Below are 23458 nucleotides of genomic sequence, written 5' to 3'. Positions count from 1 at the left end.
CATGCCGAGCGGGGTTCTACTCACGCAGCACGCCGAGGTCTTTCTTCTCGAAAACGCGACCCTCGAGCGCGTTATGAGAAGGATCGAGGAGACCGTCGAGCTTCTCGGCGCCTATCCCTTGGTTGGCAGAGCGTACGACCCGTCGTATCCTGCCGCATGCACTCCCTTTTCATGCAGGTTTCTCCAGGTCTCCGACACACCGTTCACGCTCTGCTATCTCTTTGATGATGAGTTTGGAGTTGTGACGGTCTTTGATATCGAGTGGAGTGCGGGCGACCCGCGCTGCCGCTTTGCGTGAGCAGTGTGCGGGTGCGCTGAGGTTGGAGGAAGTTCGTGCGCTACGAGTTTCTCGGCGAGAAGGATGGCGCGTCGCGGCTTGAGTTTCGCGCGCTTGAGGACTGCGTGTCGCTCGACCTTGCCCTTGCGATGGGTATGTCGCGCCGCTCCGCCTCGCGTGCGTTCCAGCGTGGCGAGCTTGCGTGCGGCGGGGAGGTGCTTGAGCCGTCGTCGCGCCTCTTGGCTGGGGATGTGGCAAGCGTTGCCCTCGCATGCTCGGCGCCCGTGCCCGCGCTGCCGGCCGCGTCTCCTGCCACCATCATCTACCAGGACTCCGTTTGTCTTGCTGCCGAGAAGCCTGCGGGCATTTTGGTGCACGGCGACGGCACGGGTGCGCCCACGTTCACAGACCGCGTGAGTGTCTCGCTTGCGCAGCAGGGCCTCGCGGCCCACCCCCAGGCGGTGCAGCGCCTGGACGTCGACACCACGGGCATCGTGCTCTTCTCGCTTACCGAGGAGTTCCAGCCGGCGTTCGACGCCCTCGTAGCCGGCCATGCGATGCGCAAGCGCTACCTCGCCGAGGTAAGCGGCTCCTTCCCGGATGACGTGACCACCATCGACACGCCCATCAGCCGTGACCGTCACGACGCGCGCCGCATGCGCGTGTGCCGTTCCGGCCATGGTCAGCCCGCTCTCACGCGGGTGCGCGTGCTCGCGCGGCGCCGCGGCCGCACGCTTCTTCTCGTCGAGCTGGGCACGGGTCGTCGCCACCAGATTCGCGTGCACCTCTCGTCCGCGGGCTTTCCCATCGTGGGGGATGCGCTCTACGGAGGCCCGCGGGACGCGTGCGGCCTCATGCTCCACGCCCTCCAGGAGGAGTTCGAGCATCCCATCACGCGGCATCACGTCCTTCTCAGCTCGTCAGTTCCCGAGCGTTTCTCGGCCTGGGGGTGCGATGCCGCCGAGGTTGCGCGATACTATCCAAGAGGGGCGTCGGCGTAGATTGCCGGCGCCGGTGCCGCGTGCGGCATCGCAAGGAGAGGGACAAGCGAGAGGATCCACTTATGGCCGACACCATGCGTGGCGTATACACCAACCTTACCGAGATCAGGCGCAAGGTCTTCTGCGAGGTAGCGAAGATCGCCTACGAGGGCGGTGACGAAGAGGCAAAGAGGCTCGACGAGCTGCCGTACAAGATCATCCCCGGTGACGTTGCCACCTATCGCGAGAGCGTGTTTCTCGAGCGTGCCATCGTGGGCGAGCGCATCCGTCTGACGCTGGGCCTTCCGCTGCAGGGCGTAGACCGTCCCGAGCAGCTCTCCGACGGCCTTGCCGAGGCGGCCAAGCCCGAGACCTACTATCAGCCGCCTCTCATCAACATCATCAAGTTTGCATGCAATGCCTGCGAGGACAACGTCTATCGCGTGACCAACATGTGCCAGGGCTGCCTCGCCCACCCCTGCCGTGAGATTTGCCCCAAGGGCGCCATTTCCTTTGTGGACAAGAAGGCCCACATCGACCAGGAGAAGTGCATCCACTGCGGCATGTGCGCCAAGGTCTGTCCCTACCACGCAATCCTTCACAAGGAGCGCCCCTGCGCCTCTGCCTGCGGCATGCACGCCATTGGCTCCGACGAGCATGGTCGCGCACAGATTGACTACAACAAGTGTGTCTCCTGCGGGCAGTGCCTCATCAACTGCCCCTTTGGCGCCATTGCCGACAAGAGCCAGATCTTCCAGGTCATCCAGGCCATCAATGCAGGCGACGAGGTCATTGCTGCCGTGGCGCCGGCCTTTGTCGGTCAGTTTGGCGGCAAGGGCAACGTAGGCAAGCTTCGCGAGGCCTTCCACCAGCTGGGTTTCTCGGGCGTTGAGGAGGTGGCGCTCGGTGCTGACCTCTGCACCATCCAGGAGGCCGAGGACTTCATGAACGAGGTCCCTGAGGAACTTCCCTTCATGGGTACCTCCTGCTGCCCGGCGTGGTCGGTCATGGCAAAGAAGGAGTTCCCCAAGTACGCAAACTGCATCTCCATGGCCCTCACGCCCATGACGCTTACGGCGAGGATGATTCGCACCCAGCACCCCAGCGCCAAGATCGTCTTCGTGGGACCCTGCGCCGCCAAGAAGCTCGAGGCCATGCGCAAGTCCATCAAGAGCGAAGTGGACTTCGTGCTTACCTTCGAGGAGATGGCGGGCATGATGGAGGCCAAAAAGATCGACTACCTCTCCCTTGCCGATGACAACAAGAGTGACTTTGACGTCGCCTCCGCAGATGGCCGCGGTTTTGCCGTGGCAGGTGGCGTCGCTTCGGCTGTGGTCAACGCCATCCACCGTCGCTATCCCGATTGCGAGGTCAACGTCGCTAACGCCGAGGGTCTTGAGGACTGCCGTAAGATGATGAAGGACGCCGTGCGTGGGAAGTACCCCGGCTACCTGCTCGAGGGCATGGCGTGCCCGGGCGGTTGCGTGGCCGGCGCAGGTACGCTGCAGGCAATCAACAAGTCTGCCGCTGCCGTCAAGCGCTACGCCAAGCGCTCACCGCACGAGAACGCCACCGAGAACGCATACCGCGTGCTCATCCCCGCGCTTGCCGAAGAGGGGGGCGTTGACACCGAGGTCGAGGAGACCTTTGAGGCCCAGCGTCCCGTCGAGAAGTGAGACAAGTGTGAGACAAAGGGACAGCCCCTTTGTCTCATGACGGTCGTGCGTACGCACGTTTGCGTCTCTGGGCCCACGGGCCTTGCCGCATTCCGCCCCCCACAGAAACGGCCCCGCCGGAGCTACATACTTCGGCGGGGCCTCCCTGAGTGAGACAAGGGGACTGTCCCCTTGTCTCTTGTCTCATGCAGGCTACACAGTCTTCTCGTCCTTGACCGAGGCATAGAAGGTTGCCTGGTCAAACACGTCCTTAATGGTCTTGCCATGGACGAAGGGGAGCATGAGGAACTCGTCAACGGTGCTAACAAGCTCGCTGCAGTCCACGAAGTGGTTCTTCGAGTTGCGCCGTGATGTGTCCTGCGCGCGCCATGCCTCATAGTTAACATCTGTGAGGTAGTAGACGGCCGACCCGACCTTCATGTACACCGAATGGTTTCGATGAAGGTAGTCGGCCAAATCGTTGTAGCTGATGTCGAGCGCCTCTGCCGCTTTCTTTCCCATGGCATGTCCTTTCGCCGAACGACCATGACCTACATGCTTTGACTATATCCTGGTTTGAGGAGAGTTAGTCCCGCGTTTGGAGAATGTCCCGTTCTCGTCGGCAAGCGATGAATTCTCCAAACAAACAGCAGTTCGGCGCGGGTGTGTGTAGACCGCCCGCCAGATTGGCGGGTTGACGGCCTTCCACGCCTCGTGAGTGCGCTAGCCTGAGAAAGGCTACACATTCCCGTGGACCTGCGCCTTGTTATGTGGTCGAACGCCTGGTCCTCTCGCAGGGTGGCCTTGCGCATCCTATTGCGTCGTCCGCCGAGTGCGACCCTGTCAGGGCGTCTGCGCTCGGCTGCGTGCGCCTGGCACCCTCGGCGCAGAACCTCCAGCCATGGAGGCTGGTCTACCCGGAAGGGCACATCGGCCTCTACGAGCATCGTACGCTGCCGCCACGTGCCATCGGAGACGTCCAGCTCGTCGACACGGGGATTGCCATGCTCCATCTCGAGGCAGGTCTCGCACGGCATGGCGTGCATGGCACGCGGTCGTCTGACGGCCCAAAGGCGGATGCTCCGGATGCCGTACCAATGGCGCCCAACGGGTCCATGGCGTACGTCTCAACCATCAGCTTTTGAATGTGAGCTGTATCAATTTTTGTAGCACGGGGGCGGTCCAAGACGGCATCGCCTCCCTGCCTTGTGCCTCTGCGCCTTTCGTGCTCGGCTAGCGTCGTACCTCGAAGGGGGTCTTCTCTCCGCGCTCAAAGGCGAGAAGTGCGCTGGCTGCATTGCAAATCATGGCCTCCACGTCCTCTGCAGTGTAGAAGGCCATGTGCGGCGAGACAATCACGTTGGGGAACGCCATGAGGACCGCACGGTCGCGGTTGGGAAGCACGTCCCTGCTGCGATCGAGGTAGCAGAGGTCTTCCTCGCGCTCAATGGTGTCGAGTGCGGCCGCGCCAACCTGCCCGGACTCTATGGCCTCGATGAGCGCCTGGGTGTCGACGAGCATGCCGCGCGCCGCGTTCACGATGGTCACGCCGCGCTTCATCTTGGCAAACGAGGCCGCATCGACCATATGGTGGTTCTCGGGCAGTCCCGGCGCATGGAGTGTGATTGCGTCCGACTCGGCGTAGAGGGTGTCAAGGTCGACGTAGGTCGCGAGCTTCGCGACCTCGGGGTTTGGGTGGGGGTCGTAGGCGAGGAGCTTGCAGCCAAAGCCCGCAAGGTGCTTGACGACGGTGGCGCCAATCCGACCTGTCCCCACGATGCCCACCGTGGAAGTCGAGACGTCCTTCCCCAGCTTGCCGCGAAGGCTAAAATCCTGTGCCAGGGACTGGCGCGAGAGAAGCTTGACCTTTCGCTGTGCCATGAGCAGCAGCATGATGGCGTAGTTGGCAACGCCCTCGGGAGGGTAGGGCGCGTTTGCCACCCGCATGCCCAGTTCGTAGGCGTGGGTGACATCGATGTGCTCGTAGCCGATGGTCCTGGTGGCGAGGTTTTTCACGCCCTCCTCATGGAATGCATCGAGAAGCTCCGCTGGCATGGGGTTGGTGATGATGCAGAGCGCGTCGTAGCCCCTGGCCAGCTTAGCGTTATCGAGACTGGGGTACTCGGATGTCCAGCCGTACTCGAATCCCATTTCGCGTGCACACGCGTCAAGATAGCCCAGCTCGTCGTACTTGCGCAGGGCATAAGCAAAGAGCTTCATGCTGCATCTCCTTAGGTTGGTGTTCTCATCCATGGTACGCGGTGGGGTTGCACGTAGTTGGTGCGTGTGGTGATGCGAAACAAGGCTGCCAAAGTGTATGGCCGGGGGGCGCGGAGGCGATTTGGCAAATTTCAGGGGTCCTGCGTACGCACGATTGCGGGTTGTTGCCAGTTGCGCCACTCGGGGGGCTCTCTGGGCAGAAAAGTAGGGTCATGCGTACGCACGAAGACATCCCCTTGCCACTGCCGTGGCGTTTCTGCAGGTAGCGTGAGGCACCATGTCAGAAAGTCACTCTTGTGCGTACGCACGATGGCGGGTTGCTGCCACTAGGCCTCGCCAAGAAGGGCGTTCGGGCAGAACGCGCGCGTTATGCGTACGCACAGCATCACTCCCTTGCCGAGATCCAACTTCAAGGACGGCGTGTTTGGCCACGCGAGCCGTGCCAGAGGCATGCTGGCCCATCATCGAGGCATTTGCTCCCGCCGAGTGGCGTGATGAGGCCGTGGTGGCGCACCACCGTCACCACCACGGCTCTGTATCCCCAGTGCAATGAGGGAGAAAATCTCAGCGCGTATAAAGCAGATTCTTCTCGCCCATGGGTTTATCACTTCCCTGGCTGGGTAACTAGATAGACGTTAGCCATGTCCCAAACGAAGGAAGCGCGCATGAAGCAGTTCAAGACAGAGTCCAAGAAGCTCTTGGACCTCATGATCAACTCGATTTACACCAACAAGGAGATCTTCCTCCGCGAGCTCATCTCCAACGCCTCGGATGCCATCGACAAGATCAGCTTCGAGGGTCTCACCAACCCGGACGTCCACGTCGATCAGGACTCGCTTGCCATTCGCCTCTCGTTCGATAAGGACGCCCACACTATCACGGTAAGCGATAACGGTATCGGCATGACCAAAGACGAGCTGGACAAGAACCTTGGCACCATCGCCCACTCGGGTTCCGAGGCCTTCAAGGAGGCGAACGCCGAGCACCAGGGCCAGGACGTGGACATCATCGGCCAGTTTGGCGTGGGCTTCTACTCGACCTTCATGGTTGCTGACAAGGTCCGCGTCGTGAGCCGAGCCTATGGTGCAGACGAGGCCTTTGCCTGGCAGTCTGACGGCAGGAGCGGCTACACGATTGAGCCCGCCGCCGAGGGTGAGCGCTCGGGCGAGAACGACCACGGTACTGACGTGACGCTCTTCCTTCGCCCCTCCACCGAGGAGGAGAACACCGACCGCTTCCTCTCTGAGTGGGGCCTGCGCGACCTTGTGACGCGCTACTCGAACTACGTGCGCCACCCCATCCAGATGATGGTCACCAAGAGCCGCGAGAAGCCAAAGCCCGAGGATGCCGGCGACGACTACAAGCCCGAGTACGAGGACTACCGGGAGCTGGAGACCTTGAACTCCATGACGCCCATCTGGAAGAAGCGTGCAAGCGAGGTCAAGCAGGAGGACTACGACGAGTTCTACAAGTCGACCTTCCACGACTGGGAGAAGCCGCAGCGCACGATAAGCTTCCACGCCGAGGGTGCGCTCTCATATGACGCGCTGCTCTTCATCCCCTCCGAGCGGCCCTTTGACCTCTACAGCAAGGACTACGAGAAGGGACTGGCACTCTACTCGTCAAACGTCCTCATCCAGGAGAAGTGCGCCGACCTCCTGCCCGACTATTACAACTTCGTGCGCGGCATTGTGGACTCGCCCGACGTGACGCTCAACATCTCCCGTGAGACCCTGCAGCAGAACTCGCAGCTCAGGGCCATTGCACGCCGCATCGAGAAGAAGATTCGCTCCGAACTCGAGGGCATGCGTGACAACGACCGCGAGACCTACGAGAAGTTCTTTGAGAACTTTGGCCGTGGCCTCAAGTTTGGCATCTACAACTCCTATGGCTCCAAGGCAGCGGACCTCGCCGATCTCCTGCTGTTCTGGTCTGCCAAGGAAGGCAAACAGGTCACACTCAAGGAGTATGTGGCTGCCATGCCCGCCGAGCAGGACAAGATCTACTATGCGGCCGGCGACTCCCGTGAGCGCCTGGAGAAGATGCCCGTGGTGAGCGCGGCTGTGAGCCACGGTTTTGACGTGCTTCTCTGTACCCAGGACGTTGACGAGTTCATGTTCCAGTTCATGCGGACCTACCATGTTGACGCCGTGGCCGGTGACTCCGAGCATACGGGAACCGAGGCTCGCGACCTCGAGTTTGCCAACGTCTCCTCCGCAGATCTCAACCTTGCGACCGAGGACGAAAAGAAGGCGGCCGACGAGGCAACCACCGAGCACAAAGACCTCATCGACGAACTCAAGGGCGACCTTGGCGACAAGATCACCGACGTACGCGTGGCCGCGGGTCTGGGCGATGCCCCCGCGACGATTGCCTCCGAGGGTCCGGTGTCGCTCGAGATGGAACGCGTGATCAGCCAGGGACCCGAGGCAGCGTCGGCGCCCAAGGCCCAGCGCGTGCTCAAGCTCAACGCCGCACACCCCGTCTTTGGGAAGCTTGTGGCCGCCCAGGAGGCAGGCGAGAAGGACCGCCTCAAGCTCATGGGATCCATCCTCTACGACCAGGCGCTGCTCGTCGAGGGCCTTCCCATTGACGACCCGGTGGAGTTTGCCAAGAACGTGGCCGAGCTCATGTAGCTGTGTGGCTGCAGCGGCTCTACTCGGTGGGAGCCGTGCACCCCGGCGTGTCCATCGCATCTCTTGCAGAAGCATCGGCAATCGCCCTCGTGACCTCCTTGGAGGGAACGAGGGCGTTCTTGTCAACGCAGTCAAGGATGAGCTGATTGAGCTCGGTGATGTATGCCTGCGCAAGACTCGAGAGCTTGCGCTCGCGGTGCACCACGTAGCCCACGTTCATGACCTCGTCCACGTCGAGCGGGATTGCCACGATGCCGTCGAGCATCTCGTCCGAGCGGACGCCCGTCGAGACAAGAAAGCCGTCGTAGCAGCGCAAGAGGCTCGTCATGGTCGCGCGGTCGCTCACGGTGATGCGCTGCCTATGGGGAAGCGACGAGAGGGGCTCCTCGGAATAGTAGAGCGAGCCCTCGGGGCCCTGCTCAAAGGTATAGCGCGGGTAGCCCTCAAGGTCCTGCATGCCCACACGAGAGAGTCTGGCCAAAGGGTGGCCCTCACGGACAAAGACATGGGGTCGTGCACGGAAGAGCGAGACAAAGCGCAGGTTGGCCTCGTCGAGACGGCGTCTCAAGACCCGCTCGTTGTAGGTGGAGAGGTAGAGCACCCCAATGTCGCTTCTAAAGGTGCGTACGTCATCAATCACATCGGCCGTGCGGGTCTCGCGCAGCGTGAAGTCGCAGGACTCGTCATTGCGCTTGGTCACAAACTCGGTGAACGCATTGACCACAAAGGCATAGTGCTGAGAAGAAACGGAGAGCTTGTGGTAGGAATCCTCGCGGTCGCTCGCGTAGTGGCGGATCATGAGGTCGGCCTGCTCGACCACCTGGCGTGCGTAGGCGAGAAGCTCGACGCCCTCCGAGGTGAGCGTAATGCCCTTGTTCGTGCGGTTGAAGACCTTGACGCCCATCTCCTCCTCGAGCTCGCGGATGGAGGTCGAGAGCGCCGACTGCGAGATGTAGTGGCTGTGCGCCACCGAGTTGATCGAACCGCTCTCTGCGACGGCAATGAGGTAGCGGAGCTGCTGCAGGCGCATGCTAGTCCTCCTCGCGCTGGCCGGGGAACATCTTGCGCTCCGAGAACTCGGCCTGCACGGTCGCAAGCATGAGGTCCACGTCCTCAAGGCCGAGGTGGCGCTCCTTCTCGTTCTTGCCTAGGGTGCCGCGCCGACGCGCCCAGTTCTCGAGCGTAGCGGGATGGGACTCGCGGGGGAGTAGGCGCACCTCCGGGTCCACGCGACGGCAGATGTCGCGCGTGTCGATGGGCACAATCCTTCCGGCCTTGCGCGCCTCGGCGTAGCCGTCGACGTTGAGCATGAACCAGGAGTCCTCGAAGGCGGCATTGTGGGCCATGTACGGGAACGTCGTGAGCGCTGCGAGAATCGCCTTCTGCATCTTGGGGTTCTGTCGCAGGGACGGCTTTCCCTCAAGGTCCTTCCACGTGATGTGGTGGATCTCCGTAAGAGGCACGCCCCTCTCGGCATACATCTCGGGCATGCCGCAGTAGGCAGAGTAGGGATTGGTGGGCTTTGCCGTGGGCGTGAGATTCATGAACTCGAGACCAACGTTGATTACATAGCCGCGGTCTGGCTCGCGGTCTGAGGTCTCGATGTCGATGCCCACCACGGCGCCCCATACCGGTGCGTCGATGTAGGCAATGCCCAAGTCCGTGACGCTTGGGCCCGCGACGCGTGCAATCTCCTCGTCCGAGCGGTGCTGGAGCGCAGCCACGCCATGGATGAGGTCTGCGTCCGAGAGACGCCGCGCGAGGTTGAGGCCCTGCGTGTTGCGCAGGCGCTCGATGCCGTAGCGGTCACAGATGTCACGGTTTCTGCCGGCAAGGCCCCTTACCAGGTCAAACGAGAATGGCTCGCGACCATCGGGTGCCGCCTTCCAGGCGTCGGTAAGAACCTTGATGGCCTCCTCGTTTTTGGAGCGCTCCTGGGTGAGAGAGTCGTCGTCGGTGAGAAAGCCAGGGAAGACGAAGGCGTTTGCCTGTTCGATTGCCTGGGAGAGATCCATGCTTGTCGCTTTCGCTCTTGGCGGGGTGGCCCCCGCGCCGTCTGCCTGATGGTTGAGAACAACCTAGCCTAGCAGAGGCGCGTGTCACGAATGTGGCGCAAGGGCATTTCTCCGCCCAACGCGAGGCTGATGGTGTGGGGGACCAGGCCATTGTCCCTGGTCGCGGGCGAGAAAGTTCTCTCGTGCGTACGCACCATCGGGCCTTTCTGCCACGAGGGCCGCATTTCCCCAGCAGGGCTAGGAAGCGGTGGCGAGAAGTCCTTCTCGTGCGTACGCACAAGCCCCGTCCGCTGCCAGGGTCTCCTTGCCCAACTGGGCAAACGTTGGGGCCATGTCAGAACCTCCGGGTCGTGCGTACACACGGCTACACTTTTCTGCCCGAAGGATGTCCCAGGGGAGCAGGGGGGGAGCGCGAACCCTCGTCACCCTTGTCGCAGGCTCCGCGTGCGCTGCCTCTGCCTACGACGTGATGACTTCGGGCCACGCGTCGCCAAACTTCCTACGCAGGTCCAGTATCGCCTCGCAGAACGTGTAGCCGTGCGGCGCAGAGGTGCGCACCAGGCGTCCGTCGCGGTAGGCGATAAGGCGGTTTCTGGGAACCGGCTTCCAGAGGTCTCTCTCGGCCTCTCCCCCAAGCGGCTTGGTCGAGAAGACGATGGCATCATCCGACAGCTGGCGAAAGTTGAGCGTGTCCTCGGACGTGTTGGTGTGCACGTAGGTGTAGGTGCCATCGTCCATGATGAGGTTCAGGCGGTTGAGGTTCGAGATCTGCGACAAGGCGCCCGCAAGTGCATTGAAGGTGCCCTCGAAGTCAAGCGCGCCACCCGCACGCAGGGCAGCCTCGTCGAGGACGTCGAGCAGGAAGAGCATCGTGCGCTCGCTGTCCGTCTCGCCCCGCTCACGACGGTCATAGCCTGCGAGCAGCTCCTCGTTGAAGAGGATGCCGTTGTGGATGAGGGTCCACTCGTGTCCGGATATGTCCGAGCCAAGGAAGGGATGGCAGTTCTCGACGCATTGCTCGCCGCAGGTGGAGAAGCGGATGTGCGCTTCCAGGCGGCAGGCCTCGACAGGGTGCGCCAGAATCTTAGGCAGGAGCGTGGACCTGTAGGCGGGGATGGGCTCGCGCCAGAGCACCACGTCTGCCTCAGGGTCTCCGGGCCTGCCGTTGTCATCTCGCCACGAGAGACCCCAGCCGTGGGGATGGTCATGGCTGTGGGTGTAGAACTCTCTCAGGTAGGCATTGGCCAAGACCGGCCTGCTCGAGTTGATCGCGAAGAGCTCGCACATGCTGGGCGTCCGATCTTTCGTGACTTTTCGGGTACGCGGACGATGATAGCGCGTAGAGGGGAGACGTGTGCGTGTCTGTGCGCCGCGGGAGTGGCGTTGCGTCTCAGTACCCAACGGCGCAAGGGAACCCAAGCTCGCGCACGCGCCGCGCAATGGTGTCGAGGGCGTCTCTTGGCGCTTTTGTGAGACCTGCCGCTGGCGTATCTCGGTCCACGGTGTAGATGGTCACGCCCCTAGGCTGGATGCGCACGAGCGCCGAGAGCCACGCACCCACGTGCCCCTCGTCCGTGTTGTCAAACGAGCGACCCTCGTAGCTGCCCCGCAGGAAGATCGTCTGGACAATCACGTGGCCCGAGAAGGACGCAAGCGTCTCGATCTGGCGCTCCACGTCATACGGCACCTTGGGGCGGTCGAGCGCCGCGACATAGGCGGGGTCTACGGTGTCCAGCTTGAGGACGTTTCTGTCCACGCGCATGAGCGCGGCGTGGACGGCCGGCCGCCCAGCCTGTGTGCCGCTTGAGAGCACGGTCACGTGTGCGTCTGGGGCGTAGCGGTCGCGCAGGGCCAGCGCCACGTCGACGGCCTGGGGAAAGGTGGGGCTCGCGGTGGGCTCGCCGTTCCCGGCAAAGCAGATGTCGTCGAGGTGCTCGCCCCTCTCGGCCATGTCTGCGAGGGTCCTCTCGAGGGCGTCTGTGACCTGGCCAAGGCCAGTGTAGCCGTCGTGCGTGCGGCGCTGCGCATCAAGGCCGTTCTCGCAGTACAGGCAGTCGAAAGTGCAGATCTTGCCCGTGGCAGGCATGAGGTTCACCCCGAGCGAGACCCCAAAGCGCCTGCTTGTGACGGGACCAAAGACGGGGCTCTTGTTGAGAAACGTTGACACGGCGCTAGCCTTCCGGCCTAGATTTCGTCGGCAAAGGTGACGAAGTCAAGGTTTCCGATGGACTCGATAAAGAGGCTCTTGCGTCCCATCGTCGAGAGCTCGACCGAGAAGGTCGCCGCCGTGCCCTTCCTGCCGTCCTGACCACGGATGACCTCAAAGTTCTCGTATGTGCAGTCCCAGGAGTGAAGCTTGCGGAGAAGCTCGCGCACACCCGAGGGCTCATCGAACTCCACGTAGACGTCGAAGGTCTTGGAGGCCTGGCGAATCACGTGGTCGAGGCGGTTCAGGCCCTCGAAGGCGAGAAGCACGAAGAAGAGACCGATAAGCGCGCCCTCCGCAAAGCCAATGCCCGCCGCCAGGCCGATGCACGCGCAGGCCCAAAGTCCAGCGGCTGTCGTGAGGCCGCGGACCTCGTTTCTTCCGGTCACGAGGATGGTGCCCACGCCGAGAAACCCCACGCCCGAGATGACCTGCGCGCCAATGCGGTTGATGTCGCCCCTGGCGTCGGGGAACTGGTGGAGCACATACTCGCTTACGATCATCGCCATGGCCGCGCCGATGCACACAAGGACGTGGGTCTTGACGCCCGCACCCTTGTTGTGGAACTCGCGGTCGATGCCGATTGCCGTGCCCACGAGGGTGGCGAGAAGCAGACGAAGGAAGACGGCACGGGCCCCCCATGCCGCCGTCTCCGTCACAAGGCTCTGCCAGGCCCCACCAATCATTCGCCCTCGCGTCTACTCGTCGCCAAAGCTGATGCCGAGAAGCCTTGCCTCGCGCACCAGGTCGCAGTTGGGGTCGACGTACTTGAGCTTGCCTGCCACGTCCTCGAGCGGCACACGGCGCATCCTGCCACCTACCTTGGCGATCATGTAGCCGTACTTGCCCTCGAGGCAGCCGCGCGCCGCCTCCACGCCGCACTGGGTGGCAAAGATCCTGTCTTGGGAGTCCGGCTGGCCGCCGCGCTGCGTGTGGCCCGGTACGGCCACGCGGACCTCGCGGTCGGTCCTGCGGGCAATCTCCTCGGCGATGTCATAGGCAACGGAGGGCTTGACGCGCTCGGCCACAAGCCTCTTGTAGTCCTTCTTCTTCATCGCCGCCTGTTCCTTTGAGATGGCACCCTCAGCGCAGACGATGATCGCAAAGCGGCCGCCGTTCTCCTCTCGACGGTCGATGGCCTCGACTACGTTATCCATGTCGTAGGGGATTTCGGGGATGAGAATGACGTCGGCACCGCCGGCGACACCCGCGTAGAGGGGAATCCAGCCCACCTTGTGGCCCATGATCTCGATAACGAAGACGCGACCGTGGGAGCTTGCCGTTGTGTGGATGTCGTCAATGCAACGGGTGGCGACGTCGGTGGCCGAGGTGAAGCCAAAGGTGAGGTCGGTCCCCCAGGTGTCGTTGTCGATGGTCTTGGGCAGTGCGATTACGTGTAGCCCCTCCTGGTAGAGGCGGTTGGCCGTCTTGGTGGAGCCGTTGCCGCCCAGCACAAAGAGACAGTCGAGCTTGAGGTTCTTGTAGGTGCGCTTCATGGCGGGAACCTTCACGGTTCCGTCTGCCTCGGGGACGTCCAGGAGCTTGAACGGCGTGCGGCTGGTGCCCAGCACCGTGCCGCCCAGCGAGAGGAGACCGGAGAAGTCGCCTGGGGTCATCTGGATGTAGCGATTGCGGATGAGACCCTGGTAGCCATCGAGGAAGCCATAGATCTCGACGTCCTGCTTGGCGTTGTGCATGATTGTCTTGACGATGGCTCGCATGGTTGCGTTGAGCGCCTGGCAGTCGCCGCCGCTGGTGAGAAGGCCGATCCTCAGCATGATTCATCCTCTCCTGTGGTTCGTCGTCCCTGACGGACGCCTGAGGAAAGTTTCGCACAAGTTGGAACGGCAGGCGGGGCCATCCGCCAACGGGCGCAGGTCCGGTGCGACCGTGGCCCTCTCTCCTCGGCGTCCCTTTCCTCCCTTCACGGCAGCCGGCGGATGTCAGGGGTGGGGTGGTGACCCTACAGCGAGAGGAACAGCTGGTGCAGCCTGAGGTCGCGGTCGAGCTCGGGATGAAAGGAAAGCCCCAGCTGTGACCCCTGGCGAACCGCCACCACACTTCCGTCAATCCGAGCAAGCACCTGGACGCCTGCGCCCACCTCTACCACGCGTGGAGCTCGGATGAAGGTCATCGGCACGTTTTGCCCAACTCCGGCGACCCTTGCCGCCGTGCGGAAGCTTCCTAGCTGGCGGCCATACGCATTGCGCTCGACGGTCACGTCCATCGTGGACAGGCGCGGCGTGCCCTTGTCGTCGTGCGCGGCAAGCCGTTGTGCCAACAGGATGAGCCCGGCGCAGGTGGCAAGCACCGGCATGCCGTCTGCGATCCGCTTGCGCAGGGGTTCGAGCATGTCCCGCTCCTCGAGAAGGCGTCCCTGGACCGTGGACTCGCCGCCGGGAAGGACCAGACGGTCAAACGGGCGTGAGAGGTCATCTGCGTCGCGTAGCTCGAAGGACCTCTCGCCCAGCTCCGCAAGGTGGGCCTCGTGTTCGACGAAGGCCCCTTGCAGGGCGAGGACCGCCGTTGCCATCACTTGCCCCTCTCGGCCATGAGCAGGTCTATCTCATCCTTGTTGATGCCAACCATGGCTTCTCCAAGGCCCTCGGAGAGCGCCGCAATCTTCTCGGGGTCGTCGAAGCTGGTGACTGCACCCACGATGGCGCGGGCACGCTCGGCGGGGTCGCCGCTCTTGAAGATGCCCGACCCCACGAACACTCCCTCGGCGCCCAGCTGTATCATGAGCGCTGCGTCCGCCGGTGTGGCCACGCCGCCTGCAGCAAAGTTGACCACTGGCAGGCGGCCGCTCTCATGCACAAAGCGCACAAGCTCAAGGGGCACCGCCAGGCGCTTGGCCTCCTCGAAGAGCTCGTCCTCGCGCAGGCTCGCCACGTGGCGCATCTGCGCGTTGATGAGGCGCATGTGGCTCACCGCCTGCACCACGTCGCCGGTGCCGGGTTCGCCCTTGGTGCGGATCATCGACGCGCCCTCGGCAATGCGACGCAGGGCCTCGCCCAGGTCGCGCGCCCCGCAGACGAAGGGCACCGCGAACCGCGTCTTGTCGATGTGGTAGGCATCGTCGGCGGGGGAGAGGACCTCCGACTCGTCGATGTAGTCGATGTTGATGGCCTGGAGTACCTGCGCCTCCACAAAGTGGCCAATGCGGCACTTGGCCATAACGGGGATGGAGACTGCCGCCTGGATGCCCTTGATCATGTGCGGGTCGCTCATGCGGCTCACGCCACCTGCGGCGCGAATGTCGGCCGGGATACGCTCGAGCGCCATGACGGCGCAGGCGCCCGCCTCCTCGGCAACGCGCGCCTGCTCAGGGGTTGTGACGTCCATGATGACACCGCCCTTGAGCATCTGTGCGAGCTCGCGGTTGAGCTTTGATCGCTCTGGTCCCGGCGTTGGTGCTGCCTTCTGCGTCGCATTCTCGTCCTGTGCCATGCGATGGCCCCCTTGTCGTTGGCGTATTCGTGTGGCTCTGAAGACTAGACGCATCATGGTCATATTTGAATGTCCAGAATGAGATAAATTGATAGGACCAGATTAAGACCAGTGTTACCGTATTGATAAGGCCACGGATGAGAGGAACGCTGCATGCAGGGCATCGACCTTACGGGGCGAGGAGGGCTTCCCCTCTACGAGCATCTCTACCGGTGTATCCGAGACCAGGTGGTAACCGGAGGAATTGCCGCGGGCGAGCGCCTGCCGTCGCGGCGCGCGCTTGCGGAGGGGCTGGGAGTGAGCGTGGTCACGGTGGAAGGTGCCTATGCGCAGCTTGTTGCCGAGGGATACGTGGTTTCTCGCCCCCGGCGGGGCTACTATGCCGCGAGCCTGCCTACGTTGCCGGACTTGGCTGCTCCCGCGTCGGCGCCCATCCCCATGCGTCAGGTGCCGACGTGCTCATGCAAAGACCAGCAAACCACAGGCAGACCGGCATATGACCTCGCTCACGGCGCCGGAGTTGCTGCGCCTGGGGCTGCGCGCCTGTGGGAGCGAGCCCTTCGCGACGCGTTGGCTCACGAGCCGGATGACGTCTTGTATCGCACGCCGCCCGCTCGCGGCGTGATGCGTCTTCGGGAGGCGATCGCCGCCCACCTGGCGCGCTCGCGCGGTATGTCGGTGGATCCCAAGCTGGTCGTTGTGGGGGCTGGCGCACAGACGCTCTACGGGCTTGTCGCACAGCTCCTGCGTGAGTCGCATACCGTTGGCGTGGAGGATCCGGGCTACGCGCGGGCGAGCGAGTCCTATAGAGCCCACGGTCTTGACGTATCCTACCTGCCGCTTGATGCGGAGGGACTCTCGTCGCGTGCGCTGCGGGCGTCTGGGGTTGCCGTGGCACATGTGATGCCCTCGCACCAGTTCCCCACGGGGTGTGTGACGAGCATTGCTCGCCGCTACGAGCTTTTGGGATGGGCTGCCGAGAAGGCCGGGCGATACGTTGTCGAGGACGACTACGACTGCGAGCTGCGACTTGCCGGTCGGCCCATTCCGTCGCTTGCAAGCATCGATGCCACAGGCGGCGTCATCTACCTCAACACGTTCTCGAAGAGCCTCTCGTCGGCGCTGCGCATCGCCTATCTGGTGCTGCCGTCCGCACTCGATGCCGCCTTTGACGACCGCCTGGGGTTCCTCTCGACAACCGTGCCCGCAATCGACCAGGTGGCGCTGGCACACGCGCTTGAGTCCGGTGCGTACGGGAGGCATGTGGCTCGCTATCGCCGTGAGATGCGCGAGACGAGAGATGCGCTGGTGGAGGGGCTTCTCGGTGGACCGGCGGGCAGCCGCCTGCGCATCGAGGAGGCGGACTCTGGCATCCACTTCGTGCTTGCCGTGGAAGACGACGGTCGCGGGGAGCGCGGCATTGTGTCGGCCGCTCGCGGAGTGGGGGTCTCGTTGGCGCCGCTCTCTTCGTTCGCGCGGGTCCCCGAGCATGCGAAGGGGAGAGACGGATGGGCGCGGTTCGTGGTGCAGTACGATGGCCTCTCCGTGGAGGATGCGCAGGCTGCGGCCAATGCGCTTGGGCCTGTGCTGTAGGGACGCTTGGAGAGGCGGCCGTTCCCAAGCCAAAGGCCTGCGACCCAATTGCGCCCTTCTCCGTGCATGCAACCAGGCCGTAGTTGGGCGGGCTGGCTAGAAAGCCGCATCGTGCGTACGCACGACCAGGGAGAGCTGCCAGGGCGGCGACGTTTGCCCAGTTGGACGAGAGAGCCATGGCAACGGGCCGGGGTTGTGCGTACGCATGATGGCGGATTTCTGCCAGCATGGGGCTCTTGGAGGGCGAAATTGGCAGCAAGTCTCGGTCGTGCGTACGCACGATGCCGGACTTCTGCCATTGGGACGGCTGCTTGCCAGTCGGCCTGCACGCCACTCCAGGTCTCTCTGGCCTCGTGCAGGTAAGCCGAGCTTTGGAGAGGGTCCCGAGGAGGCTTCACCTACAGTCCCAGCTCGGCTTTCACCTGGGGAAACGTCCGCCAGATGGGCTGGGCGGCGACGTGCTCTCCGAGGTCGCGCTCCATCCATACGGTGTCGTACCAACGACCAAACTTGTAGCCGCACTTGGGGAAGTGGCCTATCTCGCGGTAGCCAAGTCGCTCGTGAAACGCCACGCTTGCGTTGCCGAGGTGGGCATCCGGCTCGTCGGTCGTGGCGATGCAGGCGTAGAGGTTGAGGATGCCCTGTGCCGAAAGCGCCCGCTCGAGTGCCCGGTAGAGGGCCGAGCCAACGCCGTGCCCGCGCTCCTCGCGTGCCACGTAGACGGAGGTCTCCACGCACCAGCCGTATGCCGCGCGCCCATAGTAGGGACTTGCGTAGGCGTAGCCCAGCACGCCGCCCGCCCCGTCACGAGCCACCAACCAGGGGTGGGTAAGGGTGATGCCCCCGATGCGCACTGCCATCTCCTGCGCATCGGGGGCATCGTATTCAAAGGTGATTGCGGTGTCTTGCACGTAGGGTGCGTAGATGGCTGCCAGGTCTTCTGCGTCTGTGCGGCTAGCCGCCGTGATGCGCAGCTCGCTCATGAGTCCTCCCCGTTGTTACCGGAGCCAACTATAGCCGTACGCGCCACATGCCGCTGCGACGCGCACCGTTGGCCCCGAACCCAAATCTCATGCTACTGGCCGACCCTCGTCGACGCTCTCCTATGATAAAGTGCGCTCACGGATTCAGATTCCTGTGGAAGCGGCTCCTGGATGACAATGGGTGCACGCGTCGGACGTCCCGGATTTCGACGCGCGGTTGGCTCGAAAGGCGGCTTGGCATGGCAAGCGAGCACGATGGCACGACGGTGGCTGGAGATGCGGAGGCGGCAGACCCTACGCGGCTTTCGCACGAGAAGCTCGAGGAGATGCAGCTCGAGGCCGTTCGACGCACGCTGGTCAACTGCTACGAGCACATCCCGTTCTACAAGCGCTCCTTCGACGAGGCAGGCTTCGACCCCTATCGCCTTGTCTCTCTCGATGACCTCGCACATGCGCCCTTTGTGACCAAACAGGACCTTCGCGACGCCGCACCCTATGGCATGCTTGCCGTGCCCCTCTCGGACGTGCGAGAGATCCACATGTCCTCGGGCACCACCGGTGTGGCGACGCTTGGTGCCTATACCCAGCATGACCTTGACTTCTGGTCAGACTGCTTCGCCCGCAGCATCCGCTTTGCGGACGGCGGTGCCACAGACGTGGTACAGGTTGCCTATGGCTATGGCCTCTTCACGGGTGGCTTGGGCGCCCACTACGGCGCGCTTGCCTCGGGCGCCACGGTCATCCCCGCCTCGGCCGGCAACACCGAGCGTCAGATTCGCATCTTGCGCGAGATGGGCACCACAATCCTCTGCTGCACGCCCAGCTACGCGATGCACATCGCTGACACGGCGCTCGAGATGGGGCTCGATCCCACTCGCGACTTCCACCTCAAGGCAGGCATCCACGGCGCCGAGCCCTTCTCGGACAACTTCCGCATCGAGCTGGAGCGCAAGCTCAACTACAGGGCTCTCGACATCTATGGCCTCACCGAGACCATGGGTCCGGGTGTGGCCTGCGAGTGCCTCGAGCAGGACGGCCTGCACCTTGCCGAGGACCACTTCTTCGCCGAGATCATCGATCCTGCTACGGGCAGGCGCCTGCCCGATGGCGAGTGGGGCGAGCTTGTCCTCACCACGCTCGACCGCGAGGCATCGCCCGTCGTGCGCTACCGCACACGCGACATCACGCGCATCCTGCCTGGTGAGTGCCCCTGCGGCTGCACGCACAAGCGCATCGACCGCCTGCACGGCCGCACCGACGACATGCTCATCATCCGTGGTGTGAACGTCTTCCCATCGCAGATCGAGGACGTCATGAAGACCTTCGACCATGTCTCGAGCTGGTACCAGATTGAGGTTGGCACCGACGAGCGATCGCTGGACGTGGTCACGCTCAAGGCGGAAGCCAATCCCGACTTCGACTTTGACCAGACCGGCGCCATTGAGGCCCTGCAGCGTCAAATCTCTGCTCGCCTCAAAACCGACCTCTCCGTTGGCGTCAAGGTTCGCATCGTCGAACCCAAGTCCATCTCGCGCAGCACAGGCAAGGCCAAGCGCGTCATCGACATGAGGAAGGGGATTAAGTGATGATCAAGCAAATCTCAGTCTTTCTCGAGAACGACAAGGGGCGTCTGGCGGCACTCTGCCGCTCTCTCGCGGACGCGGGCGTCAACATGAGTGCCCTCTCGATTGCCGATACCCCCGAGTACGGCTTGGTGCGCATTGTGTGCAATGAGGCCGACAAGGCCAAGGCAGCGCTTGACGCAGCGGGATACCGTGCCCGCTTGACCAAGGTCACGGCCGTGGCTGTGCCCAACCGGCCTGGTGGGCTGGCGGAGCTTCTTGAGACGCTCGACGAGGCGGACATCTCGGTGGAATATGGGTATTGCTTCTCTCACCAGGACGGCAATGCCATCTTTGCCCTAAAGGTGACCGATCCCGCGCAGGCCGCCGAGGCCGTCTTTGCCATCGAGCGGGCTGGCTTCCAGATTCTGGAGGAGGGCGAGCTGGACTAGGCTGGGTTGCCGCGCGGCGTCGGAGGGTCGGTTTCGAGACTTGCTGGGTGCGCCGCGCGGCGTCGCCACCGGGCGGCGCACCCCAACTGTCACCCTAGAGTCGCTCGAAGAGCGCTGCGCTTCCGGTGCAGTCGTCGTCGATATTCTCGGGAAGAGCGGGGACCATGGCCTCGATGAGCTTGCGCAGCAGGTGGAGGTTCTCGCTAAAGACGCGCAGCACGTCGTCGTTGGTGACGGCCGCGTACTTGCCCAGGCCCGAATCGTAGTCGGTAACCAGGCTAATGTTCACGTAGTGCATGCCAAGCTCGCGCGCGAGCCACGCCTCGGGGTACTGTGTCATGTTCACCACAGACCAGCCCATCTTCTGGAACCACTCGCTCTCTGCCGTGGTCGAGAAGCGCGGGCCCTGGATGGTGACCACAGCGCCTCCGTCGTGCACGGGAATGCCAAGCTCGCGACACTTCTCGACGGCAATCTTGCGCATGGTCTCGCAGTAGGGGCGAGCGGCGGAGAGGTGCTGCACGCCAAGGCCAAGCTCATGTGTGAAGAAGGTGTCGGCACGGCACCTGGTCCTGTCGACGAACTGGTCGCAGATCACAAAGTCGCCGGGGTGGATGTCAAGCGAGAGGGACCCTACCGAGCAGGGTCCAATGACCTGCTTCACGCCAAGCTCGCGCATGCCCCAGAGGTTGGCTCGGTAGTTGACCTCGCCGGGTGCAAAGGTGTGCTTGTGACCATGGCGGGGGAGAAACGCAACCTTGCGTCCGCCGATGGTTCCCACGGTGTAGACATCGGAGGGCTGACCCCAGCGCGTGTCGAGGGAGACCTCCTCGCGGTCGCCCTCGAAGAGGCTGTAGAAACCGGACCCGCCAAAGATGCCAATCTCTGCCTGCGGAAGCTCTGCCATGTGTGGCTCCTTTCGAATGGGGTTCATGTGCCCTCGATCATTGTAAGGTGGCCGTGCCGCCGCGTCACGTGCCTCCCTGTCAGCAGTCCGAGCGCCCGTACTGGGCAATCGATATAAACTCTGTATGTCACAGCCCATCAAAATGTATTTTACCTATCCATACTGTCGCCCTACCATCAGGACTGAAAGGCGGCACGTCCCATGACGTGCTGCAAGGGGCCGCAACAAGGCGTTGCCGTCCAAACGTATGTCGTCCAAGGAGGCACGCAATGATTCTCGGACTGGGAGTCCCCGAACTTCTCGTCATCCTCGTGATTGCCCTTGTCATCTTTGGGCCCAAGAACCTTCCCAAGCTCGGCTCTGCCATCGGCAAGACCGTCAAGAACGTGCGCGAGGGCATGGAGGAGGGCGATGGCGGCAGGGCCGTCTCCAAGGCCGAGAAGCCCGGCGAATCCGGGAACGTCGAGGAGGTCGTCGCCGATCCCGATGACGCTGATGTCGAGGGTGCCACAAGCGACAAGTAGCGCTGCCAGTTGGTTCCCCGGCCGGGCGCCCCTTCCTTAGTCCGGCTGGTCCCTATCCCAGGTCGCCGAGAAGAGCCAAGCACCTCTGCGCAAGCGGTGACATGTACCGGTCTGCCTTCCAGACCACCGCTTGCCGCGTGGACAAGCCCTTCTCGGCAATCACCTTTATGAAGCACTCGCCCGTGTCCGTCACGGGCAGGAGCGTCTCGGGAACGAGGGCGACCCCCATCCCATTGCGCGCCCACGTGCAGGCCGTGCGGGGGTCATCGACCGTGCAGCTTGCGAGAAGGTTGGCCTTGGCATCGGCAAAGGCGTCTCGTACCTGTGCCTCGAGGCGTCGCGTGAGTATTACGGGCACATCCGAGAGCTGCGCGCAGGTGACGTCCATCTCCGTCCCCACCTCGAGCGCGGGTGGCATGATGGCAAGCATGCGTTCCGCCTTAGCATAGCGACAGCGCAGGCCGTCGCTTGGGAAGGGCGTGCGCACGACCCCAATGTCCACCACGCCTCCCTCGAGCATCTCGAGCACCTGCGGCGTGTCGCCCTCACGAAGCTCCACCGAGACATCTGGCACCGTCGCGAGCTCGGCGAGCCTCGACCCGGGGACCGAGCCCACGCACGAGGCGTCGACCCCAAGCGTGAGCACCCCCGCCATGCCCTTGCCCACGCCCTCGACGTCGCGCTTGGTAGCCTGCGCAAGCGCAAGGATGCGTAGGGCTCGCTCGTAGAGGAGCTTGCCGGCATCCGTGAGCGTGGCCGAGCGCGGGCCCCTGCGTACGAACGTGGTCCCCAACTCGCGCTCGAGCTGGGCGAGCTCGTAGGAGAGCGGCGGCTGCGAGATGTGCAGGCGCCGTGCTGCCGCCGTGATCTGGTGCTCCTCGGCGATGGCGACGAAGTACTCCAGCTGCTTGAGGTTCACACGTGCCTCCCCTGCGATGCCTGCGCGTCGGCCTGCCGGTTGGCATGGCGACCTGCATGGTCAATTCATACGAGAATTGTATGGCGACTCTCCGTCCCATGCATGCACAAGATGGATGCCTGTGACCACGGCAGACGCTCCCGGGTAGAATGTGGGCAAGAGGACCGTCGGAAGCACATGTCAACACACACGAGGGGCGAGGATCACATGGCCCGCAACAGCGACAGCAGCCCAATCTACGAGGTTCCCGGAGAGGACTTCAACCCAAAGCGAGAGATTGAGGAGGCAATCGCCGCAGGCAAGGAGGCTCTCTCATGCCTTGACCGGGCGGCCAAGTGCCTGGACAGCGCTTCCGGATGGGGCATGCTCGACATCTTTGGTGGGGGCCTCATCTCTGGGCTGGTGAAGCACCACCGTATCGACGAGGCGCAGGACGCGCTACGTGATGCGCAGTCGTCTCTCGAGGCCTTCTCGCGCGAACTCTCGGACGTGCACGAGATCTCTGGACTCAAGGTGGACATCAGCCGGGGCTGGACGTTTGCGGACTTCTTCTTTGACGGGGCCATCTCCGACATCGTGGTCCAGAGCAAGATCGAGGACGCGCGCAATCGTGTCGACCATGTGCGCGACACCGTACAAGATGCTCTCGCGCGCCTGGAGAAATTCCGCTAGCGGGACCCCATGGTTTCCAAACGAACCACTTACGCTGGGCTTACTACTTGTTCAAACAAGTTGTAGGCATTCTGTGCATTTGCTGGGCCGCAACATGTCACCCCCATGTGATGGGTATCATAATCACCGGCAATGCTGCCATTACCAGGAGAGGAGGCACTATGAAGATCAGGGACCTGAGCAGGCTTCAGAAGAAGGTTCTCGACGCCTGCATGAACGGCTGGTTCATGAGCGGCGAGTACACCGCAATGTTTGACGACCATCGTCGCAGCTTCGAGGCTGACAGCCCCCTGTGGCTCTACCGCGACATAGAACGCTGGTACGAGAGCCATGCTGCAAACCACGGGGATTCTCACCTGCTCGTCAAGTGCACCAGGGTCGGTTAGGGGCCATGCGCCCCGGCACCC

The 23458-nt window shown here is 63.2% G+C and carries 24 protein-coding genes; 11 read left to right on the top strand and 13 right to left on the bottom strand.

The window, feature by feature from the left end:
* The first annotated feature begins 1 nt into the window (after window position 1).
* The 3 genes from E0E00_RS09985 to E0E00_RS09975 all read left to right on the top strand — a co-directional run bounded on the left by E0E00_RS09985 (window position 2) and on the right by E0E00_RS09975 (window position 2933).
* A complete protein-coding gene (locus E0E00_RS09985; protein ID WP_130812361.1) occupies window positions 2–298 on the top strand; it encodes a type II toxin-antitoxin system RelE/ParE family toxin in 297 nt (98 codons plus the stop codon).
* Between the two features lie 35 nt (window positions 299–333).
* On the top strand, window positions 334–1278 hold the full coding sequence (locus E0E00_RS09980; RefSeq protein ID WP_242622232.1) for an RluA family pseudouridine synthase: 945 nt from the start codon (window positions 334–336) through the stop codon (window positions 1276–1278).
* Between the two features lie 62 nt (window positions 1279–1340).
* Window positions 1341–2933, top strand: a complete 1593-nt coding sequence (locus E0E00_RS09975) for a 4Fe-4S dicluster domain-containing protein (RefSeq protein WP_130812360.1) — start codon at window positions 1341–1343, stop codon at window positions 2931–2933.
* A 192-nt stretch (window positions 2934–3125) separates the two neighbouring features.
* Here E0E00_RS09975 and E0E00_RS09970 read toward each other — a convergent pair whose 3' ends face one another.
* Window positions 3126–3434 carry a CDP-alcohol phosphatidyltransferase gene (locus E0E00_RS09970; RefSeq protein ID WP_130812359.1) on the bottom strand — a complete coding sequence of 103 codons (309 nt, stop codon included), beginning with the start codon at window positions 3432–3434 and terminating at the stop codon, window positions 3126–3128.
* A gap of 248 nt (window positions 3435–3682) precedes the next feature.
* Here E0E00_RS09970 and E0E00_RS09965 point away from each other — a divergent pair, with 248 nt between their 5' ends.
* Entirely contained in the window at window positions 3683–4057 is a 375-nt protein-coding gene (locus tag E0E00_RS09965; protein WP_165443656.1) for a nitroreductase family protein, read from the top strand.
* A gap of 88 nt (window positions 4058–4145) precedes the next feature.
* Here the strand turns inward: E0E00_RS09965 and E0E00_RS09960 are convergent, their stop codons facing one another.
* On the bottom strand, window positions 4146–5132 hold the full coding sequence (locus E0E00_RS09960; RefSeq protein WP_130812357.1) for a D-isomer specific 2-hydroxyacid dehydrogenase family protein: 987 nt from the start codon (window positions 5130–5132) through the stop codon (window positions 4146–4148).
* Window positions 5133–5797: 665 nt separating this feature from the next.
* Here E0E00_RS09960 and htpG point away from each other — a divergent pair.
* Entirely contained in the window at window positions 5798–7768 is a 1971-nt protein-coding gene (gene htpG, locus E0E00_RS09955; protein WP_130812356.1) for a molecular chaperone HtpG, read from the top strand.
* A gap of 19 nt (window positions 7769–7787) precedes the next feature.
* Here htpG and E0E00_RS09950 read toward each other — a convergent pair whose 3' ends face one another.
* The 8 genes from E0E00_RS09950 to pdxS all read right to left on the bottom strand — a co-directional run bounded on the left by E0E00_RS09950 (window position 7788) and on the right by pdxS (window position 15439).
* On the bottom strand, window positions 7788–8798 hold the full coding sequence (locus E0E00_RS09950) for a LysR family transcriptional regulator (RefSeq protein WP_130812355.1): 1011 nt from the start codon (window positions 8796–8798) through the stop codon (window positions 7788–7790).
* A gap of 1 nt (window position 8799) precedes the next feature.
* On the bottom strand, window positions 8800–9783 hold the full coding sequence (locus E0E00_RS09945; protein ID WP_130812354.1) for a 3'-5' exonuclease: 984 nt from the start codon (window positions 9781–9783) through the stop codon (window positions 8800–8802).
* 459 nt (window positions 9784–10242) lie between these two features.
* Window positions 10243–11070: a class II glutamine amidotransferase gene (locus tag E0E00_RS09940; protein ID WP_130812353.1), complete on the bottom strand. Its 828-nt coding sequence runs from the start codon at window positions 11068–11070 to the stop codon at window positions 10243–10245.
* Window positions 11071–11173: 103 nt separating this feature from the next.
* The gene (locus E0E00_RS09935) at window positions 11174–11950 is read right to left on the bottom strand and encodes a radical SAM protein (RefSeq protein WP_130812352.1); all 777 of its coding nucleotides are present in this window, start codon (window positions 11948–11950) and stop codon (window positions 11174–11176) included.
* A 17-nt stretch (window positions 11951–11967) separates the two neighbouring features.
* Window positions 11968–12675 carry an MgtC/SapB family protein gene (locus E0E00_RS09930; protein ID WP_130812351.1) on the bottom strand — a complete coding sequence of 236 codons (708 nt, stop codon included), beginning with the start codon at window positions 12673–12675 and terminating at the stop codon, window positions 11968–11970.
* 12 nt (window positions 12676–12687) lie between these two features.
* Window positions 12688–13767: a 6-phosphofructokinase gene (locus E0E00_RS09925; protein WP_130812350.1), complete on the bottom strand. Its 1080-nt coding sequence runs from the start codon at window positions 13765–13767 to the stop codon at window positions 12688–12690.
* A gap of 185 nt (window positions 13768–13952) precedes the next feature.
* Window positions 13953–14522, bottom strand: a complete 570-nt coding sequence (pdxT, locus tag E0E00_RS09920; RefSeq protein WP_130812349.1) for a pyridoxal 5'-phosphate synthase glutaminase subunit PdxT — start codon at window positions 14520–14522, stop codon at window positions 13953–13955.
* Window positions 14522–15439: a pyridoxal 5'-phosphate synthase lyase subunit PdxS gene (gene pdxS, locus E0E00_RS09915; RefSeq protein ID WP_130812348.1), complete on the bottom strand. Its 918-nt coding sequence runs from the start codon at window positions 15437–15439 to the stop codon at window positions 14522–14524. The genes pdxT and pdxS overlap by 1 nt, the downstream gene beginning before the upstream one ends.
* A 153-nt stretch (window positions 15440–15592) precedes the next feature.
* Here pdxS and E0E00_RS09910 point away from each other — a divergent pair, with 153 nt between their 5' ends.
* On the top strand, window positions 15593–17032 hold the full coding sequence (locus E0E00_RS09910; protein WP_130812347.1) for a PLP-dependent aminotransferase family protein: 1440 nt from the start codon (window positions 15593–15595) through the stop codon (window positions 17030–17032).
* A gap of 398 nt (window positions 17033–17430) precedes the next feature.
* Here E0E00_RS09910 and E0E00_RS09905 read toward each other — a convergent pair whose 3' ends face one another.
* Window positions 17431–18015 carry a GNAT family N-acetyltransferase gene (locus E0E00_RS09905; protein ID WP_130812346.1) on the bottom strand — a complete coding sequence of 195 codons (585 nt, stop codon included), beginning with the start codon at window positions 18013–18015 and terminating at the stop codon, window positions 17431–17433.
* 239 nt (window positions 18016–18254) lie between these two features.
* Here E0E00_RS09905 and E0E00_RS09900 point away from each other — a divergent pair, with 239 nt between their 5' ends.
* Window positions 18255–19601: a phenylacetate--CoA ligase family protein gene (locus tag E0E00_RS09900; protein ID WP_130812345.1), complete on the top strand. Its 1347-nt coding sequence runs from the start codon at window positions 18255–18257 to the stop codon at window positions 19599–19601.
* On the top strand, window positions 19601–20029 hold the full coding sequence (locus tag E0E00_RS09895; RefSeq protein WP_130812668.1) for an ACT domain-containing protein: 429 nt from the start codon (window positions 19601–19603) through the stop codon (window positions 20027–20029). The genes E0E00_RS09900 and E0E00_RS09895 overlap by 1 nt, the downstream gene beginning before the upstream one ends.
* A 94-nt stretch (window positions 20030–20123) precedes the next feature.
* Here E0E00_RS09895 and E0E00_RS09890 read toward each other — a convergent pair whose 3' ends face one another.
* Window positions 20124–20936, bottom strand: a complete 813-nt coding sequence (locus E0E00_RS09890) for an S-methyl-5'-thioadenosine phosphorylase (RefSeq protein ID WP_130812344.1) — start codon at window positions 20934–20936, stop codon at window positions 20124–20126.
* Between the two features lie 269 nt (window positions 20937–21205).
* Here E0E00_RS09890 and tatA point away from each other — a divergent pair, with 269 nt between their 5' ends.
* On the top strand, window positions 21206–21460 hold the full coding sequence (tatA, locus tag E0E00_RS09885; RefSeq protein ID WP_130812343.1) for a twin-arginine translocase TatA/TatE family subunit: 255 nt from the start codon (window positions 21206–21208) through the stop codon (window positions 21458–21460).
* Between the two features lie 52 nt (window positions 21461–21512).
* Here the strand turns inward: tatA and E0E00_RS09880 are convergent, their stop codons facing one another.
* Window positions 21513–22379 carry a LysR family transcriptional regulator gene (locus E0E00_RS09880; protein WP_130812342.1) on the bottom strand — a complete coding sequence of 289 codons (867 nt, stop codon included), beginning with the start codon at window positions 22377–22379 and terminating at the stop codon, window positions 21513–21515.
* A gap of 177 nt (window positions 22380–22556) precedes the next feature.
* Between E0E00_RS09880 and E0E00_RS09875 the strand changes: the two genes are divergently transcribed.
* Window positions 22557–23051, top strand: coding sequence for a hypothetical protein (locus E0E00_RS09875; protein ID WP_207302714.1), 495 nt, complete (start codon window positions 22557–22559; stop codon window positions 23049–23051).
* 161 nt (window positions 23052–23212) lie between these two features.
* Complete coding sequence (locus tag E0E00_RS09870; RefSeq protein ID WP_130812341.1) at window positions 23213–23437, top strand: hypothetical protein; 225 nt, start codon at window positions 23213–23215, stop codon at window positions 23435–23437.
* The last annotated feature ends 21 nt before the right edge of the window (window positions 23438–23458 follow it).

This window comes from Olsenella sp. Marseille-P4559, assembly GCF_900605015.1.
Taxonomy (GTDB): domain Bacteria; phylum Actinomycetota; class Coriobacteriia; order Coriobacteriales; family Atopobiaceae; genus Tractidigestivibacter.
The sequence above is the reverse complement of the archived record's forward strand: the minus strand, read 5'-3'. Positions and strand labels throughout refer to the sequence as shown.